Source organism: Microbispora triticiradicis (genome assembly GCF_005864065.1).
Taxonomy (GTDB): Bacteria; Actinomycetota; Actinomycetes; order Streptosporangiales; family Streptosporangiaceae; genus Microbispora; species Microbispora triticiradicis.
The window spans coordinates 152,037-167,550 of the sequence record NZ_VANP01000001.1 but is presented as its reverse complement, the minus strand read 5'-3'; the positions used below and the strand labels follow the sequence as shown (position 1 = coordinate 167,550).

The following is a 15,514-nucleotide window of genomic DNA, read 5'->3' as shown; positions in this document are numbered from 1 at the left end:
TGGCGAGCCACGTCGGCCCGGGGGAGTCGGCCCGGCCGAGTTCGGCGAGATCGCCGGGCACGGGTTCGGCTCCAGCGGCGCGTACCCGCTGGATGCTCGGGCCCGATCTGGCCAGTGCCATGACCTCATGTCCTTCGGCGACGAGGCGGTGGACGAGGGTTCCGCGTCGGCCCGGGGGAGTCGGCCCGGCCGAGTTCGGCGAGATCGCCGGGCACGGGTTCGGCTCCAGCGGCGCGTACCCGCTGGATGCTCGGGCCCGATCTGGCCAGTGCCATGACCTCATGTCCTTCGGCGACGAGGCGGTGGACGAGGGTTCCGCCGACGAAACCGCTGCCGCCGGTGATGAAGATCTTCACTTTTCGACTCCTGGTGATTGAGAACGCACCCGTCGTGCGCACCTGGTTTCGATGTGGCTCGGCATGCGACCCGGGCCGCTCCACCATATGCATCGACACCAAATAGTAAGATATCAATGCATCGATGCCTATGTAACCTCCCGTACGATGGGTGCGTCAAGTGGGAGGTGGGCCATGCCACACGCGAACAAGGGCCTGACCGCGGCACAGGTCGCCGACGAGTTCAGCCGTACAGCGAAGGTCCTCGTACGTCACTTCAATGAGCGTCTGGGCGAGCACGGGGTGTCGACGCCGAGGTCCCGCCTGGTAGTGGAGGTGGCGCGTTCGCAGCCCGTCCGGCTCACAGAACTCGCTCTCGCGGTCGGCATCGCGCAGGGGACCGCCTCCACCCTGGTCGAAGCGCTCGTCCGCGACGGACTGCTCGAACGCCAGACCAGCGCGGACGACCGCCGGTCCGTACTCCTTCGAGTGACGGAGCAAGGGGCCGCACTGGCTCAGGACTGGACGGCTGGCTATGAGCTGGCGGCCGAAGAGCTGTTCAGGCCCCTCACCCCCGAGCAACTGTCGACGCTGGTCGACATACTGCGGACGCTCAGCGCCGGCGAGGCGTCGGCCGCCGGCGACTGAAGAAGGCATTACCGGCGCGTGGACTGCCGGAGCGTCGCTCGCCAGTGATGAAGCCGCATGATCGGGCATTGCGCGGCCACGACCGGCATCGTCCCGTTCATGACCCTCGTTGAGAAGGTCATGACCGCCGAACCCTACGCCTCCGCCAAGCGGGTGTTCTGGGTGGTCGACAACGGCTCCTCCCACCGCGGCAAGGCAGCGAGCGGCGTTACAACGAGACCGCACGGCCCTTCAGATGGAAGTTCACCCCGGCCGACCTCGAGGACCTGACAGCCCGGATCGAGCGACACGAACAGAAAGAGCATCACTCCCAGCAGCAGGATCACTGCGAGCATCGGCCTGGCGTGCTCGACGTCGCTGCGTAACCCCCGAAGGATTTACGGACGTGACCACTTAGGCGGCGGTGACGACTTCGAGCGCCTGCCGGGCGGCCCGGTCCCAGCTGAACCACTCCACGGTCGCGGCGGCGTCCTTCCGGCACCGGGCGTAGAGCCCGTCGTCGTCCAGGATCCCGGCGATCGTCTCCGCCAGCTCGGCCGGGTCGTCGCCGCGGACCAGGCCGCCGTTCTCACCCGGGCGGATGATCTCCGGCATGGCGAAGGCGTCGCGGCCCACGCACGGGACGCCCCGGGCGAGGGCCTCGGCGAAGACGATCCCGAAGGCCTCCAGATGTGACGGCATGACGAACAGGTCGTGCTCGTCCCACAGCGCGGCGACCTCGGCGGGGGGCAGCTGCCCGAGGAACCGGACGCCCTCCGGCGGCTCGCCGGGCAACGGCCAGGCGGGGGGTCCCGCCACGGTGAGGGTGAGGGACGGGTCGAAGTCGCGGCGCAGCAGCCGGGTGGCCGCGACCACCAGCGCTCCCGCCTTGCGCCGGAAATCACCGCCCACGAACAGCAGACGTCGCCGGGGCCGTTCCCGTTCGGGCAGGGGACGGGAGGGGTCGCCTGCGGACGTGATGCCCGGATGCACGACGTGCACCTTCCCCGCGGGCAGCCCGGTCACCTCCACGAGCGTCCGGGCGAACCAGGAGCTCATCGCCAGCACCCCCGTCGCGCGCGCGTAGATGTCGAGCTGGCGCTCGCGCCTGCGGCGCATCATGCCGGGCGAGATGTTGGGCAGCACGGCGTGCGGGTTGTCCGGGTCGTGCACGCTGAGCAGCGCGTCGTAGCTCAGGTCCTGGTAGAGGAAGAAAGGCGCCGGCAGCGGCGCGATGTCCTGGATCTGCAGGACCGCCTCGCAGTCCGAGCCCCGCAGCGAGCGCAGCAGCGCCCTGCGGCAGTACTCGTCGGTGATCCTCGAGTACTTCCACGTCGTGGCCAGCCGGCCGTGGCGGGGCCGTAGGTGGGCGGCGCGCAGGGCGGTGCGGACCGTCTTCGGGATCTCCACACCGAGATCAACCAGGTCGGCTCGTTCGCGCATCGCCGCGCGCAGGTTCCAAGGAGTGTACGACCAGGTCCTGCGGGGATCCTCGTCCCACAAGCAGGCGAAGCCAACGCGGGGATACGGCGACATACGCGCCTCCATACGGGTCGGTGATGCGCCACAGCGCGCCCGCGCAGCCGATCAGCAGGAAGGCGGAGCTGACGGCGACGGGGAAGGAGAAGGCGTCGAACGTGCCGCACGTCACCGCGAACACCGCGATGCCCGCCGCGAGGGCCTGGCCGAGATGACGGGTCGGCGCGTCCGCGGACTTGCGCCGCGAGCGGCGTGCGACGGTCCACCCGCACACGAAGATGAGCAGCACGGCCGACAGCCCGAACGCGCCCGTCTCCACCAGCGTCGCGAGGTACTGGTTGTCCAGGATCCGGTAGACGTGCGGCAGGAAGGTGCCGACACCACGGCCGAACAAGGGGTGCTGGGAGAAGTACTCGGCGACCGCCGCGTAGTCGTCGGTGCGCGCGGTGGCGCTGGAGTCCTCGTTCATCCCGAGGAACATCCGCTTGAACGTCCCCAGCAGGCCGGGCACCGCCACGCCCATGACGCCCGTGAACATCAACAGGGCGACGTAGGCGGCGTGCCGCCACGCTCTCGGCCAGGTGGGCATGAGGACGGCGAACGTGACGGCCATGCCGAGCACCGCGGTCCGGGACACGGTCAGCGGGATGGCCACCGCGAGCGCCGCCACACAGAAACGGTTGGACCAGCGCTTCGCGGCCGGGCCGTACAGCATGTTGTGGAGGGCGAGCGGCAGCGCCATCGCGAGGGTCGCGGAGAACTCGATCGGGTGGATCGTCGTCGAGGTCGGCCGGTTGAAGCCGTCGCGGTTGTACAGCGAGATGAACGTCCCGTTCACCTTGAGCCCGGGAAACGCCAGGTACTGCGACAGGTCGAACGCCGTGGCGAACTGGACGATCCCCACGATGGCCACGAACGTCGCCCCCATGACGAACCTGCGCAGCAGCACGTCGAGGCGCTCGCGGTTCGGGATTCCGTCGGCGGCCAGCAGGGCGATGCCACACCAGCCGATCACGGGCAGCAGCGCCGTGTTGGCCGCCTGCAGCTCATCCGGGGAGATCGGCCGGGTCGTGGCCGCCACGAAGCTGGCCAGGATGGCGCACACGTAGACGAAGATCGAGGTCCTGACCGGCTGCCGCCCCCGCAGCGGCGTGGAGCGCTCCGTGAAGATCGACGCGCAGTACCAGCCGAACGCCACCGCGGCGACGAGGATGGCGGGGGTGCCTGCGGAGCCGAGCGGGCCCACCACGTATCGCGACGGGATCAGCACGAGCGCCACGACCAGCAGGCTGAGCACGGTCACGGCGTCCACGGAGAAGGGCAGCCGCCGACGCGACGCCTCGTCGTCGAGAACCGGCTCGGAAAGGTCGCTCACGCCGTCGACCGCGCCGTTGACCATGCCTTCCGCCGCGCCCTAGGGGTATCTTCTCGTGTTCCGGCCATCGTCGGTCTCCCTCGGCCAGGCCGTGTCGTTCCGGCCGTCGGCGGCGTTCGGGTTCCCGTCGGGATTCGCGCGGGGGGTTCTGCGCGTGCCCCGGGTCCTGCTCCGGCTCGAACCCTGCCCGTCCCTCCTCGGTCGAGCCGGCTCCGGCGGACTCCCGCTCGCCGGCGGGCGGGCGGGGGCGGCCGCCGCGGGCGGCCAGACGTGGACGGCCGTGGGCGCGTCGTCGTCCAGCCGGAGCCGTTTCGGCGCGAGCTCGCCGTTCGGGTCCGGGGCGCGCTTGGGCTGGATCGGCCGGCGCGGGTTCTTGATCGACTCGATGATCAGCGGCGCGCCGACCGTCAGCATGAGACCGACCGCGAGTACTCCCACCAGCGACCGGATCTTCGACGTCGCCACCCGCTCCGGCTTCTTGCTCTTGGTGAGCACCGAGAGCCGGACCTGGGATATGGAGCTGTTGGTCTTCTGGAGGTCGTCGAGCGCGGCGGGGATCCTCTTGAGGATCGCCTCCATGGTCGCCTGCGCCATGGCGGGGTCGCTGTGGGTGACGGTCACCTTGAGCAGGGGGGCGCGGCTGTCGGGCGGGATCTGCGTCTCGTACGTACCGGTGAGACCATGCTGCGCGAGGTCCTGCGCGGTGAGCTCGTCGTCGACCGCGCGGCCGACCAGTTCCGCGGTGATCGACAGGGACCCGTCGAAGGCCAGGTACGGGTTGCCACCGGTGTTCTTCTCGGCGATCTGCCTCGACGTGAGGAACACGACGGTCCCCGAGGACTCGTAGGTCCAGGGCAGCAGAAGGTATCCCGCCGTCACGGCCGCGATCGTGAGCACCAGCAGGGGAATCGTGATCGTCCATCGGCGCGCGAGGACGAACACGGCCTCCATCAGGTCCACCGGACCTCCATCAACTTCCACCCCGCGTGAATAGTCGTGACGCCGGTGTGCTCATGCGGGCGGTACCGGACGGGCCGTCCCTGGACCGCCGGACCGTTCCCAGGTAAACGGACCCACAAAGTGTCCCCTACGACAGGACGTTCCGCCAGCCGGGCCGGGGAAGCGCGCCCTGATTCGCGATGCGCCCCGAGTCGCGTGGTGCAACAATGGCACGTTCAGACGGTCCCTTGCACCCCGCTTGGAGCGTTCCGTGACTATTCGCCACATATTCAGGGCGATTTTCCGGCATCCGCTGGTGGTGCTGTTCGTCATCGTCGCGATCGGCGGCCCCGGATTCTATGTCACGGAACTGGCCCCCGCTTCCTACCAGGCGCACAGCGTGGTTTCCGTGGTGCGGCAGGGTGAGGAGACCAAGTTCACCTCCAGCACGATCGGGACGGCCGAACTGCTGGCGGCGTCCTTCGACGACGACAGGTCCCGGGACGAGGTGGCCAGGGCGGGCGGGCGCGCGGACTACCGGGTCGTGATGGACAACCAGGGCAGCGAGGAGGTGCCGACCCACGACCAGCCGTACATCGTGCTCGACACCTTCGCCCCCGCGGCCGCCGAGGCGGAGAAGGCGATGACCGTGCTGGTCCGGGCGATGCGGGTCAGGCTGGCGTCCTGGCAGATGTCCGCGGGCGCCGACGACGACTACTACCTTCTCCGATTGAAGAACGTGGCGAGCACCCGGAAGGCCGTCGAGGTGCCCAGGCACACCAAACAGGCCGCCGCCGTCCTCGCTCTGCTGGTAGTCATGGTCGTGGTGAAGAGCGCCGTGGTGGCGGACCGGGTGCTCGCCTCCCGGCGAAGCTGGCTCCGGTTGCGCAGAGCGCCGGCGGCGGCACCGCCGCCGCGGGCTCCCGTACCGTCACGATGAAGGGACAACGTATGGCACCGGCAGGGTGGGGGAGGCTGGTCGCGGCCCTTCTCGCGGGCGCCGTCGTCGGCGGAGCGGTCGTGTGGCTGGTGGCCGTGCCGCGTCCCGGCGAGCGGGAGAGCCTGCACGTGCGTGCGACGGCCACGCCGTCCTCCCGCGCCTCCGGCGCAATCGACGCGTCCCGGTGGCCGAACGCGAAGACGACGGGGGTCGGCGACATCCAGCTGATCCCCAATCCGGTCCTCCGGGTGACCACCCCGGGCGAGGTGATCGACGGCTACGAGGTCCACGGAGACATCAGCGTCGAGGCCGACGACGTCGTCATCCGCCGCACCCGGGTCGTCAGCGACTCCCACCAGGGCTGGGGGATCATCCAGCGGCAGGGCGTCGGCGGCCTGGTGATAGAGGACAGCGAGATCGTCAGCACGCCGGGGCACAAGATCGACCAAGCGGTGCTCAACTTCGGCGGCATGCTGACCGTCCGCCGTACGAACATCTCCGGCACCGCCGACGGCGTCGTCACCTCGCACGGCCTCATCGAGGGCAACTTCATCCACGACCCGTCGCCGGGCAAGGACGACCACGTCGACCTGATCCAGGCGGGGAGCGGTCCCGCGGCCGGCCTGAAGCTGATCATCAGGAACAACACCCTGTTCAACCAGCAGGAGCAGACCTCGGCCGTGGGCCTGTTCCAGGACTTCGGCGCCCCGCACGACGTCCTGATCGAGGGCAACCTGCTGGGGGGCGGCGGCTACAGCCTCTACGCGGGGCGGGGGGCCGACGACAAACACGCCACCAGCAACATCAAGGTCATCGGAAACGTCTGGACCCGGCAGCTCTTCCCCAAGGGTGGCCGATGGGGACCGGTCAACGCCTGGGAGTCCGCCGGGCGCGGTAACGAGTGGCGGGACAACGTCTGGCTCGACACCGGCCGTCCGGTGGAGCCGTGAGGACGGATAATTCCGACACTCGGTTTGTTTAACTGAAAAATAGACGAACTCTGCCATTCTTGTTGTCTCGTCGTGTCGCAGCCGCAACAATGACCGCTTGGGTATATCGCTGAGTCGGCGGAAACGAGGCGCTCGACCGGGCGCGTAGGTCGGAGGCAGAGCGATGGTACGTAGCTCGAGGCGCGCGAGCGGCCGGCGGAGCCGTCTGCCCGGCCTGGTGTCGCTGCTCGCCGCCTGCGCCGTCGGCGGGGTCGCGGTCACCGTGGCCCTCACCAGCCGTTCGCCCGAGACGTCGCTCGGCCCGACGGTTCCCGTCGCCCAGGAGCGGGTCCTGCAGGCCAGCTTCGCGCCGGAGTCGCAGTCGGCCAGGACCCGGCGCGATCCGATGCCGGTCGAGGTCGGCATGCGGTTCGTCCCCCAGGTCGAGGGTCAGGTCGTCGCGCTGCGCTTCCTCAAGGCGCGGGGTGACTCCGGCCGGCACATCGGGAGCCTGTGGAGCGACCGCGGGGCGCTGCTGGCACGCGTCACCTTCCGCTCCGAGACCAGCCGAGGCTGGCAGGAGGCCCGGCTGTCGGCGCCGGTGGCGCTGGAGGCCGGACGCACCTACACGGTCTCCTACAACAGCGGCGCCGGCAGGTACGTGGCGCAGCGCGGGGTGTTCACGCAAGGGCCGCTGGAGGTGGGCCCCCTGGTCGCGCCGGCGGAGCGCAACGGCGTCTTCTCCTACGGCCGGCCGTCCTTCCCCCGGCGTTCCAACCCCGCCGGCTACAACTACTTCGTCGACGTCGTCTTCCGTTACACCACGGTGGTCCCGGATCCGACGGGCGAGGAGGGCGAGCCGCCGGCCTCGGACCCGACAGAGCCCCCCCAGAAGCCCGCGGAGACGCCGGGGGCGCCGGTGACGCCGGCGTACCCGGACGACACGGCGACGACCACGCCTGCGGCGACCCCGACGGTGACCGTGCCCGTCACGCCGCCCGTGACGCCGCGCGTCAGCCCGCGCGCCACCCCGACCACGGGGCCCGGCCGCTCCGCCACTCCCACGGCGACGTCCGAGCCGAGCTCGAAGCCCACCCAGGCTCCGCCGCCGGCGAACGGATTCCCCGACGCCTCCACCACGGGCCCCGCGAAGGGCACGGTGTTCACCCGGATGAAGGGCGGCGAACTCCGGCAGAACGGCGCCGTCTACGACGGCGTGGAGTTCACCGACGCGATCGACGTCTACGCCGACAACGTGACCCTGCGCAACTGCAGGATCATCACCACCGGAGAGTGGGGCGTCCAGCTCAGGAACGGCCACGGCAACCTCGTCGTCGACCACTGTGAGATCGCCGGGGACGGCAGGCGCCAGCTCGCCGTGGCCGTCAAGAACATCGGGGACGGCGACATCACGATCCGCGGCAACGACATCCACGACGCGACGGACGCGATCAACACCGGGCGCGGGACCATCGAGGGCAACTACATCCACGACCTGCGCGCGTTCACTGGCGACCACGTCGACGGCATCCAGACCGAGGGCTCGTCGGGAAGCGCACCGCTGGTGATCAAGAACAACACCATCCTCAACCCCGTCGGACAGACGAGCGCGATCATGCTGGCCACCAGCCTCGGTCCCGTCACCAACGTCCTCATCCAGGGCAACCTGATCGGCGGCGGAGGTTACTGCTTCTACGGCGGCGGTGACAAGGCCGGGTCGAGCAGGAACGTCGTGGTCCGCGACAACGTGTTCAGCCGCTCGCTCTTCTCCAACTGCGGCGCGTACGGCCCGGTGGCGCACTTCGACAGATCGGCGCCCGGCAACGTGTGGCAGAACAACGTGTGGCAGGGCACCCGGACCACGGTCGAACTCTGACATGAGACAACTGCCGATCGCCGGGGCGTACACCTTCACCCCGGCGATCCACGCCGACGACCGGGGCGACTTCCTCGAGTGGTTCAAGGCGGACGGGCTGGCGGAGGCCGTGGGGCACTCCATGCGCCTCGCCCAGGCCAACTGCTCGGTCTCCCGCCGGGGGGTGCTGAGAGGCGTCCACTTCGCCGAGGTGCCGGTCGGCCAGGCGAAGTACGTCACCTGCGTGGCCGGGTCCGTCGTCGACGTGGTCGTGGACCTCAGAACCGGGTCGCCCACCTTCGGCCGCTGGGAGGCCGTCGAACTGGACGACGTCACGAGGAGGGGCGTCTACCTCGCCGAGGGGCTCGGGCACGCCTTCATGGCGACCAGTGAACTGGCCACGGTCGTCTACCTGTGCTCGGAGCCCTACGCGCCCGGGCGCGAGCACGGGGTGCATCCGCTCGACCCCGAGCTCGGCATCGCCTGGCCGGCCGGCCTGGAGCCGATCCTGTCGCCGAAGGACGCCGCCGCCCCCACGCTGTCGGAGGCCATGGCCGCCGGCCTGCTGCCCGCCTACGACGAATGCCTGGCGTACTACGACAAGCTCCGCGCCACGTAGTCGCGGCTCCCGGCGCTCCGGCGAGCCGTCAGGTCAGCGGTTCCACCCGCAGGGGCAGCGTGCCGCCGTCGACGCACTCCCCCGTGGTCGCGTCCCACTTCCAGTGGTGACGGGGGCACTCGACGACGCCGTCGCAGATGACGGCATGGGTGAGGTCCTCGCCCGCGTGCGGGCAGAACCGCTGCATGCGCAGACCGTCACGCTCGATGGTCTCGGTGTTCTGCCGCTCCCGCAGCATCTGCATCGTCTGCACGGGCTGGTTGCCGTACCGCAGCAGGCTCATGAAGGTCAGGTCGAAGACGTCGGGCTCGCGGTGCAGGCCCACCCGCATGGACAGCAGGGCCTCCTCCCAGCCGGTCCGCTCCTCGATCACCGCCCTCATCGTCCTGGGGCACAGCAGGAGCGTGTACTCGGGGTCGTACGGCTCCTCGCCCTCGATCACGAAGTGCTCGGCCAGGTGGCCGAGGCGCACGTCCCACATGCGGCCGTCCGCCACCAGGCGGACGTCCTTGGCGAAGTCGCCCAGGAAGCGCTTGTTCCAGCTCTGCAGCTTGGCGAAGTACGCCTCGATCTCCTCGATGGTCACCGGCTCCGCCGGCTCGTCGTAGAACGCGCCCCACTCGTCGCGGCGCCGCTCCCGATAGGCGGCGAGGTCCTCGGCGGGCGGCGCGTCGCTGTCACGTTCCACCAGCGTGCCGCCGGGCTGGTCGTCCAGCCGTACCACGTCGCCCGGGAAGAGCCGCAGCACCTCGACGCCGGGGCACGCTTCGGCGAACCGGTCCGCCACATCCTCCCACTGCGGGAAGATCGTCGCCTCCCTGTCGTTGTACGCCTCCAGGACCGGATCGAGGAAGCAGGCCGGGCCCGCCGACGGCAGGTAGGCGGCGGCCCCGGTGATCCGTACCTTGCGGTAGAGCGTGTCCAGCAGGTCCCCCCGGACGGCCTCGACCTTCTTCCGCATCACCTCGGGCGGATAGTCGTAGCAGTTCGGGTACCACATCGCGCCCGAGTACTGCGCGGCGAGCAGGTCGACGTCGCCGGGCAGCTCCGACATCGGGGTGTTGCAGTCGTTGAGATCGAGGAAGCGGTAGCCGTCCAGGTCGAGCAGGAGCCCGCTGTCCTCCTTGTGACTGGTGTCGAGGTACATCGTCACGGTGAAGCCGGGTGCGAGCTCGTGGGACTCCTTGTGGCCCAGCGCCACGACGTCGGCGAAGCCCAGCGCGGCGAACCGCTTCACCATGATTCTCGAGCGGTACCGGGGGACGATTACGGTGATCGACCTGTCCAGCATGCGTAACAGGCGCTCGTCGTAATGGTCCTCGTGGGCGTGGGAGACGTAGAGGTAGTCGAAACGACCACTGGTCACCACGTCCAGAAGGTGCCGGTTGTCGGGGTACGGAAACCACGAGTGCAGGAACGCGGGGTAGAACCAGGGATCCATGAGCAGCCGGACGCCCTGGTGCTCGGCGACGAACCCGGCATGGCCCAGATAGCGCAGCCCTGTCCCGGGCGCCCGGCGGTACAGGTCCATCAACAGAGCCCCTCCGTAGCGTCGGCACACTGATCCCACTCGGGCACCGCCCCGCGGCGCGGTTCGAGTATGCCATTCACGGCCCCCGGAAAATGGGGACTTATGGTGATGCCTTCGCCTTCAGAAAAAGCCCCGGCCCCGGTCCTGAAGAACCGGGGCCGTGAGGTCTGTCGGTGGCGTCAGCCGATGGTCCAGGTGTCCCCGCCGTGGAGCAGGTCGGCGAGGCTGCCCTCGCCCTTGTCGGCCGTGGCCGTGGCGAGCTGCTCGTTCAGCAGGTGGTCGTAGGACGGGCGGTCGATCGAGCGGAAGACGCCCATCGGCACGTGCTCGAACGCCGGCTCGTCCAGCCGCGACAGCGCGAACGCGAGCGATGGGTCGGGGTTGTGGGCGTCGTGCACCAGGATCTCCCCGTCGGCCACCTCGGCGCGGCGCACGACCTCGACGCCGCCCGTGGGCGACAGCCGTACGGCCCGCTCGTTCTCGCCGGTGCCGAACACGATCGGCTGACCGTGCTCCAGCCGTACGGTGATCTCGTCCCGGGTGCCCGGGTCCTTCAGCGTGTCGAAGGCCCCGTCGTTGAAGATGTTGCAGTTCTGGTAGATCTCCACCAGCGAGGCCCCGCGGTGCTCGGCGGCCTGGCGCAGCACGCCCTGCAGGTGCTTGCGGTCGCTGTCCATGGTCCGGGCGACGAACCCGGCCTCGGCCCCGAGTGCCAGCGAGATCGGGTTGAACGGCTTGTCCAGCGAGCCCATGGGGGTCGACTTGGTGATCTTGCCGATCTCGGAGGTGGGGGAGTACTGCCCCTTGGTCAGGCCGTAGATCCTGTTGTTGAACAGCAGGATGTTCAGGTTGACGTTGCGGCGCAACGCGTGGATGAGGTGGTTGCCGCCGATCGACAGCGCGTCGCCGTCACCGGTGATGACCCACACCGACAGGTCGGGCCGGGAGGCGGCCAGGCCGGTCGCGATCGCCGGTGCCCGCCCGTGGATCGAGTGGAAACCGTAGGTGTTCAGGTAGTACGGGAAGCGGGATGAGCAGCCGATGCCGGAGACGAACACGATGTTCTCCCGGCGCAGCCCCAGCTCGGGCAGGAAGCTCTGCACCGCGGCGAGGATCGCGTAGTCGCCGCAGCCCGGGCACCAGCGCACCTCCTGGTCGGACTTGAAGTCCTTCAGGGTCTGCTTGGAGTCGGTGCGCGGGATCAGGGCCAGGCCCTTGCCGTTGAGGCCCCCGTTGAAGCTGTCAGACACTCTCGATCACTTCCCCGATGACGGCGGCGAGCTCCTCGGCCTTGAAGGGGAGCCCCCGCACGCGGTTGTAGCTGATCACGTCGACCAGGAAGCGGGCTCGCAGCAGCATGGCGAGCTGCCCGAGGTTGATCTCCGGCAGCAGCACCTTGTCGTAGGAGCGCAGCACCTCGCCGGTGTTGGCGGGCAGCGGGTTCAGGTGACGGAGGTGCGCCTGGGCCACCTTGTGCCCGGCCGCGCGCACCCGCCGGGCAGCCGCCGCGATCGGCCCGTACGTCGAGCCCCACCCGAGCACCAGCACGCGGGCGTCGCCACTGGGATCGTCGACCGTCAGATCGGGCACGTCGATGCCGTCGATCTTGGCCTGGCGCAGCCGGACCATTCTGTCGTGGTTGTCGGGGTCGTAGGAGATGTTGCCGGTGCCGTCGGCCTTCTCGATGCCGCCGATCCGGTGCTCCAGGCCCGCCGTACCCGGCACCGCCCACGGGCGGGCCAGCGTCTCCGGGTCGCGCTTGAACGGCAGGTACGTGCCGTCCTCGCCGTTGGCCTCGGTGGTGAAAGGCGCGGAGATGTCGGGAAGCTCCGACACCTCCGGGATGCGCCAGGGCTCCGAGCCGTTGGCCAGGTAACCGTCCGACAGCAGCATCACGGGCGTGCGGTACTTCACCGCGATGCGCGCCGCCTCCACCGCCATCGTGAAGCAGTCCGACGGCGTGGCCGGGGCCAGAACCGGGACCGGGGACTCGCCGTTGCGGCCGTACATGGCCATCAGCAGGTCGGTCTGCTCGGTCTTGGTCGGCATGCCGGTCGAGGGGCCGGCCCGCTGCACGTCCACGACGATCAGCGGCAGCTCGGTGGTCACCGCGAGGCCCACGGTCTCGGCCTTCAGCGCGACGCCGGGGCCCGAGGTGGTGGTCACGCCGAGCGACCCGCCGAAGGAGGCGCCCAGCGCGGCGGCCACCCCGGCGATCTCGTCCTCGGCCTGGAAGGTGCGGATGCCGAACCGCTTGTGCTTGGACAGCTCGTGCAGGATGTCGGAGGCCGGGGTGATCGGGTAGGAGCCCAGGAACAGCGGCAGCTTCGCCTGCACCGCCCCCGCGATCAGCCCGTACGCCAGGGCCTGGTTGCCGGAGATGTTCCGGTAGACGCCCGGCGTGAGGGTGGCCGGCTTGATCTCGTAGGAGACCGAGAACGACTCCGTCGTCTCGCCGTAGTTCCAGCCCGCCTGGAAGGCTGCGATGTTCGCCTTGGCGATCTCGGGCTTCCGCGCGAACTTGGACTCCAGGAACTTGACCGTGCCCTCGGTCGGCCGGTTGTACATCCACGACAGCAGGCCGAGCGCGAACATGTTCTTGGCCCGCTCGGCGTCCTTCTTCGAGATGTCGAAGCCGTCGAGCGCCCGTACGGTCAGCGAGGTGAGCGGCACCGCGTGGAGCCGCCACTCCTTCAGCGAGTCGTCTTCGAGCGGGTTGCCCGGGTAGCCCACCTTCTGCAGGTTGCGCTTGGTGAACTCGTCGGTGTTGGCGATGATGTCGGCGCCGCGTGGCAGGTCGCCGATGTTCGCCTTCAACGCGGCGGGGTTCATCGCGACGAGCACGTTGGGCGCGTCGCCGGGGGTCAGGATGTCGTGGTCGGCGAAGTGCAGCTGGAAGCTCGACACCCCGGGCAGGGTGCCGGCGGGCGCACGAATCTCCGCCGGGAAGTTGGGAAGCGTCGACAGGTCGTTGCCGAACTGGGCCGTCTCCGCCGTGAACCGGTCACCGGTGAGCTGCATTCCGTCGCCGGAGTCACCCGCGAACCGGATGATCACGCGGTCGAGCTGCTGAACCTGCTTGGTCACAGCTCCTCAGTCCTCCTTGACGCGCCCAGGCCTGTCTGCTTGTGGCACGTTGTCATGTCCATGCTAGATCCATCGGGGTCAGGCTGGTTTCTCCGTAGTGCGCACTTGACGTGCTGTCTACCGGGACTTGCCGGCCCGCCGTCTGCGGGGTGTTTCCACTGGTTGCTCCGGCCGCCGGGGTGGCGCACCGTCAGCCTCATGAACCGTCCGGGCGACACAGGCCCGAGGCGAGCCGGCACAGGTCCACGTGCAAGCGGGCGACGAGCATGGGTCGGGTCACGATCCTCAACTATATGCGGGGGATCGGGCTGAGACCGTCAGCGTTCAGCCCTTGAGATCGTGCCCCCCGATATTCAGGGGTACCCGGTAGGCGGTGAGAGGGGCATTCCGGCTCATCTGCCGTGGTCATGGGCTGTTTCCGGGCCTGACGTGACCGGTCCCTCCGGCGGAGGACAATGGGGGTATGGCGGTGAGCACATGCCCGTGAACGATCTTCCGATGCCGACGGTGGGCCCGATGGCGCGGCCGCTGCCCGAGCCGATGCGGTTCGTGCTGAACTGGGGCCGCCGTTACTCACTGTGGGTGTTCAACTTCGGCCTGGCGTGCTGCGCGATCGAGTTCGTCGCCACCTCCATGAGCAGGCACGACTTCATCCGCCACGGGGTCAGCCCGTTCGCGGACGGCCCGCGCCGCGCCGACCTGCTGATCGTGTCGGGCACGGTCACCGACAAGATGGCCCCGGCCGTGCGGCGGCTGTACGAGCAGATGCCGGACCCCAAGTACGTCATCTCGTTCGGCGCCTGCTCCAACTCGGGCGGGCCGTACTGGGACTCCTACTGCGTGACCAAGGGCGTCGACCAGATCATCCCGGTGGACGTGTACGTCCCGGGCTGCCCGCCGCGTCCCGAGGCCCTGCTGCACGGGATCACGAAGCTGCAGGAGAAGATCGCGGGCGAGGCGGCCGCGGACCCCTCCCTCCCTGGCGCGGAGTCATGAGCGCCCTGCCGGAGCCGTACGGCTCCCGCGTCGGCGACTCCTTCGGCCAGGCCGTGCTCGACGTGGAGCCCGGCGAATGGATCGACGCGCTGAAGGCCGCGCGTTCGGCCGGGTTCGCGTTCTTCGACTGGCTGACCGCCGTGGACGAGCCGCCGGAGGAGTTCTCCGTCGTGGCCCACGTGTTCGACCCCGTCGCGTTCGCGCACCTGCTCGTACGCACCCGAGTGCCACGCGCCGACCCCCGCCTGCCGACCGCGACGGGCGTCTTCCGGGGCGCGAACTGGCACGAGCGCGAGACGTACGAGATGTTCGGCGTGGTGTTCGACGGCCATCCGGACCTGCGCCCGCTGCTGCTGCCGGACGGCTTCGAGGGCCACCCGCTGCGCAAGGACTTCGTGCTGGCCGCCCGGGTCGCCAAGGCGTGGCCGGGGGCCAAGGAACCGGGGGAGTCCGGCCAGGGCTCCCCGAGCCGCCGCAGAACGCTCCCCCCGGGCGTCCCGCCCGGCTGGGGGTCCTCCTGAGGGGACTCCCGCAACCGGCGCGCTCGACGCCGTGCTACTCCCGCGCCGGCTCCTGCCGCGCCGCGCTCCTGCCGCACCTGTGACGGCGGTGCGGCATCAGAACGGGCACCTCCACCCCGGCCACGCCGCCGTCGCCTCGTCCTCCCACGCCTGCAGCGTCTTCCCCTCGTAAACAGTGTCGCGATGGCCGCTCACCCAGACGGTGAAGGAAGCATCCGGGATAACCCGGTCATTCCTGTACCAGGAACGGCCTCGGACCTCTTCCCGCGGCACCTGTCCAT

16 protein-coding genes are annotated in these 15,514 nt (G+C 69.6%); 7 read left to right on the top strand and 9 right to left on the bottom strand.

Features of this window, described 5'->3' with window-relative positions:
- Positions 1-125: 125 nt before the first annotated feature.
- Positions 126-443, bottom strand: coding sequence for an NAD-dependent epimerase/dehydratase family protein (locus FED44_RS36985; protein ID WP_244301647.1), 318 nt, complete (start codon positions 441-443; stop codon positions 126-128).
- An 87-nt stretch (positions 444-530) separates the two neighbouring features.
- Here FED44_RS36985 and FED44_RS00805 point away from each other — a divergent pair, with 87 nt between their 5' ends.
- Positions 531-983 (top strand): MarR family winged helix-turn-helix transcriptional regulator, encoded by a 453-nt coding sequence (locus tag FED44_RS00805; RefSeq protein ID WP_138459425.1) that lies wholly within the window; start codon positions 531-533, stop codon positions 981-983.
- A 134-nt stretch (positions 984-1,117) separates the two neighbouring features.
- Here the strand turns inward: FED44_RS00805 and FED44_RS35530 are convergent, their stop codons facing one another.
- From FED44_RS35530 to FED44_RS00785, 4 genes are all read right to left on the bottom strand, one after another.
- Entirely contained in the window at positions 1,118-1,309 is a 192-nt protein-coding gene (locus FED44_RS35530) for a hypothetical protein (protein WP_167521349.1), read from the bottom strand.
- A gap of 67 nt (positions 1,310-1,376) precedes the next feature.
- Positions 1,377-2,405, bottom strand: a complete 1,029-nt coding sequence (locus FED44_RS00795) for a glycosyltransferase family 4 protein (RefSeq protein WP_167521348.1) — start codon at positions 2,403-2,405, stop codon at positions 1,377-1,379.
- The gene (locus tag FED44_RS00790; protein ID WP_187406032.1) at positions 2,380-3,816 is read right to left on the bottom strand and encodes an O-antigen ligase family protein; all 1,437 of its coding nucleotides are present in this window, start codon (positions 3,814-3,816) and stop codon (positions 2,380-2,382) included. Before FED44_RS00790 ends, FED44_RS00795 begins: the two co-directional genes overlap by 26 nt.
- Positions 3,817-3,855: 39 nt before the next feature.
- Positions 3,856-4,776, bottom strand: a complete 921-nt coding sequence (locus tag FED44_RS00785) for a YveK family protein (RefSeq protein ID WP_138459422.1) — start codon at positions 4,774-4,776, stop codon at positions 3,856-3,858.
- 250 nt (positions 4,777-5,026) lie between these two features.
- Between FED44_RS00785 and FED44_RS00780 the strand changes: the two genes are divergently transcribed.
- The 4 genes from FED44_RS00780 (at position 5,027) to FED44_RS00765 (ending at position 9,098) form a co-directional block, all read left to right on the top strand.
- Entirely contained in the window at positions 5,027-5,695 is a 669-nt protein-coding gene (locus FED44_RS00780; protein WP_138459421.1) for a hypothetical protein, read from the top strand.
- 11 nt (positions 5,696-5,706) lie between these two features.
- Positions 5,707-6,645 carry a right-handed parallel beta-helix repeat-containing protein gene (locus tag FED44_RS00775; RefSeq protein ID WP_111700638.1) on the top strand — a complete coding sequence of 313 codons (939 nt, stop codon included), beginning with the start codon at positions 5,707-5,709 and terminating at the stop codon, positions 6,643-6,645.
- A 163-nt stretch (positions 6,646-6,808) separates the two neighbouring features.
- Entirely contained in the window at positions 6,809-8,500 is a 1,692-nt protein-coding gene (locus FED44_RS00770) for a DUF4082 domain-containing protein (RefSeq protein WP_111700639.1), read from the top strand.
- Between the two features lies 1 nt (position 8,501).
- Positions 8,502-9,098, top strand: a complete 597-nt coding sequence (locus FED44_RS00765; protein WP_138459420.1) for a dTDP-4-dehydrorhamnose 3,5-epimerase family protein — start codon at positions 8,502-8,504, stop codon at positions 9,096-9,098.
- A 28-nt stretch (positions 9,099-9,126) separates the two neighbouring features.
- Here FED44_RS00765 and FED44_RS00760 read toward each other — a convergent pair whose 3' ends face one another.
- The 4 genes from FED44_RS00760 to FED44_RS38355 form a co-directional block, all read right to left on the bottom strand.
- Positions 9,127-10,629, bottom strand: coding sequence for an MBL fold metallo-hydrolase (locus FED44_RS00760; RefSeq protein WP_138459419.1), 1,503 nt, complete (start codon positions 10,627-10,629; stop codon positions 9,127-9,129).
- A gap of 179 nt (positions 10,630-10,808) precedes the next feature.
- On the bottom strand, positions 10,809-11,879 hold the full coding sequence (locus FED44_RS00755) for a 2-oxoacid:ferredoxin oxidoreductase subunit beta (protein ID WP_111700642.1): 1,071 nt from the start codon (positions 11,877-11,879) through the stop codon (positions 10,809-10,811).
- On the bottom strand, positions 11,872-13,716 hold the full coding sequence (locus FED44_RS00750) for a 2-oxoacid:acceptor oxidoreductase subunit alpha (RefSeq protein WP_138459418.1): 1,845 nt from the start codon (positions 13,714-13,716) through the stop codon (positions 11,872-11,874). The genes FED44_RS00755 and FED44_RS00750 overlap by 8 nt, the downstream gene beginning before the upstream one ends.
- 196 nt (positions 13,717-13,912) lie before the next feature.
- On the bottom strand, positions 13,913-13,996 hold the full coding sequence (locus tag FED44_RS38355) for a putative leader peptide (protein ID WP_368856965.1): 84 nt from the start codon (positions 13,994-13,996) through the stop codon (positions 13,913-13,915).
- A gap of 218 nt (positions 13,997-14,214) precedes the next feature.
- On the opposite strand from FED44_RS38355, the gene FED44_RS00745 reads away from it, so the two are divergent.
- Positions 14,215-14,712, top strand: a complete 498-nt coding sequence (locus tag FED44_RS00745) for an NADH-quinone oxidoreductase subunit B (RefSeq protein WP_222867891.1) — start codon at positions 14,215-14,217, stop codon at positions 14,710-14,712.
- Positions 14,709-15,233: an NADH-quinone oxidoreductase subunit C gene (locus tag FED44_RS00740; protein WP_138459417.1), complete on the top strand. Its 525-nt coding sequence runs from the start codon at positions 14,709-14,711 to the stop codon at positions 15,231-15,233. The genes FED44_RS00745 and FED44_RS00740 overlap by 4 nt, the downstream gene beginning before the upstream one ends.
- Positions 15,234-15,514: the final 281 nt, after the last annotated feature.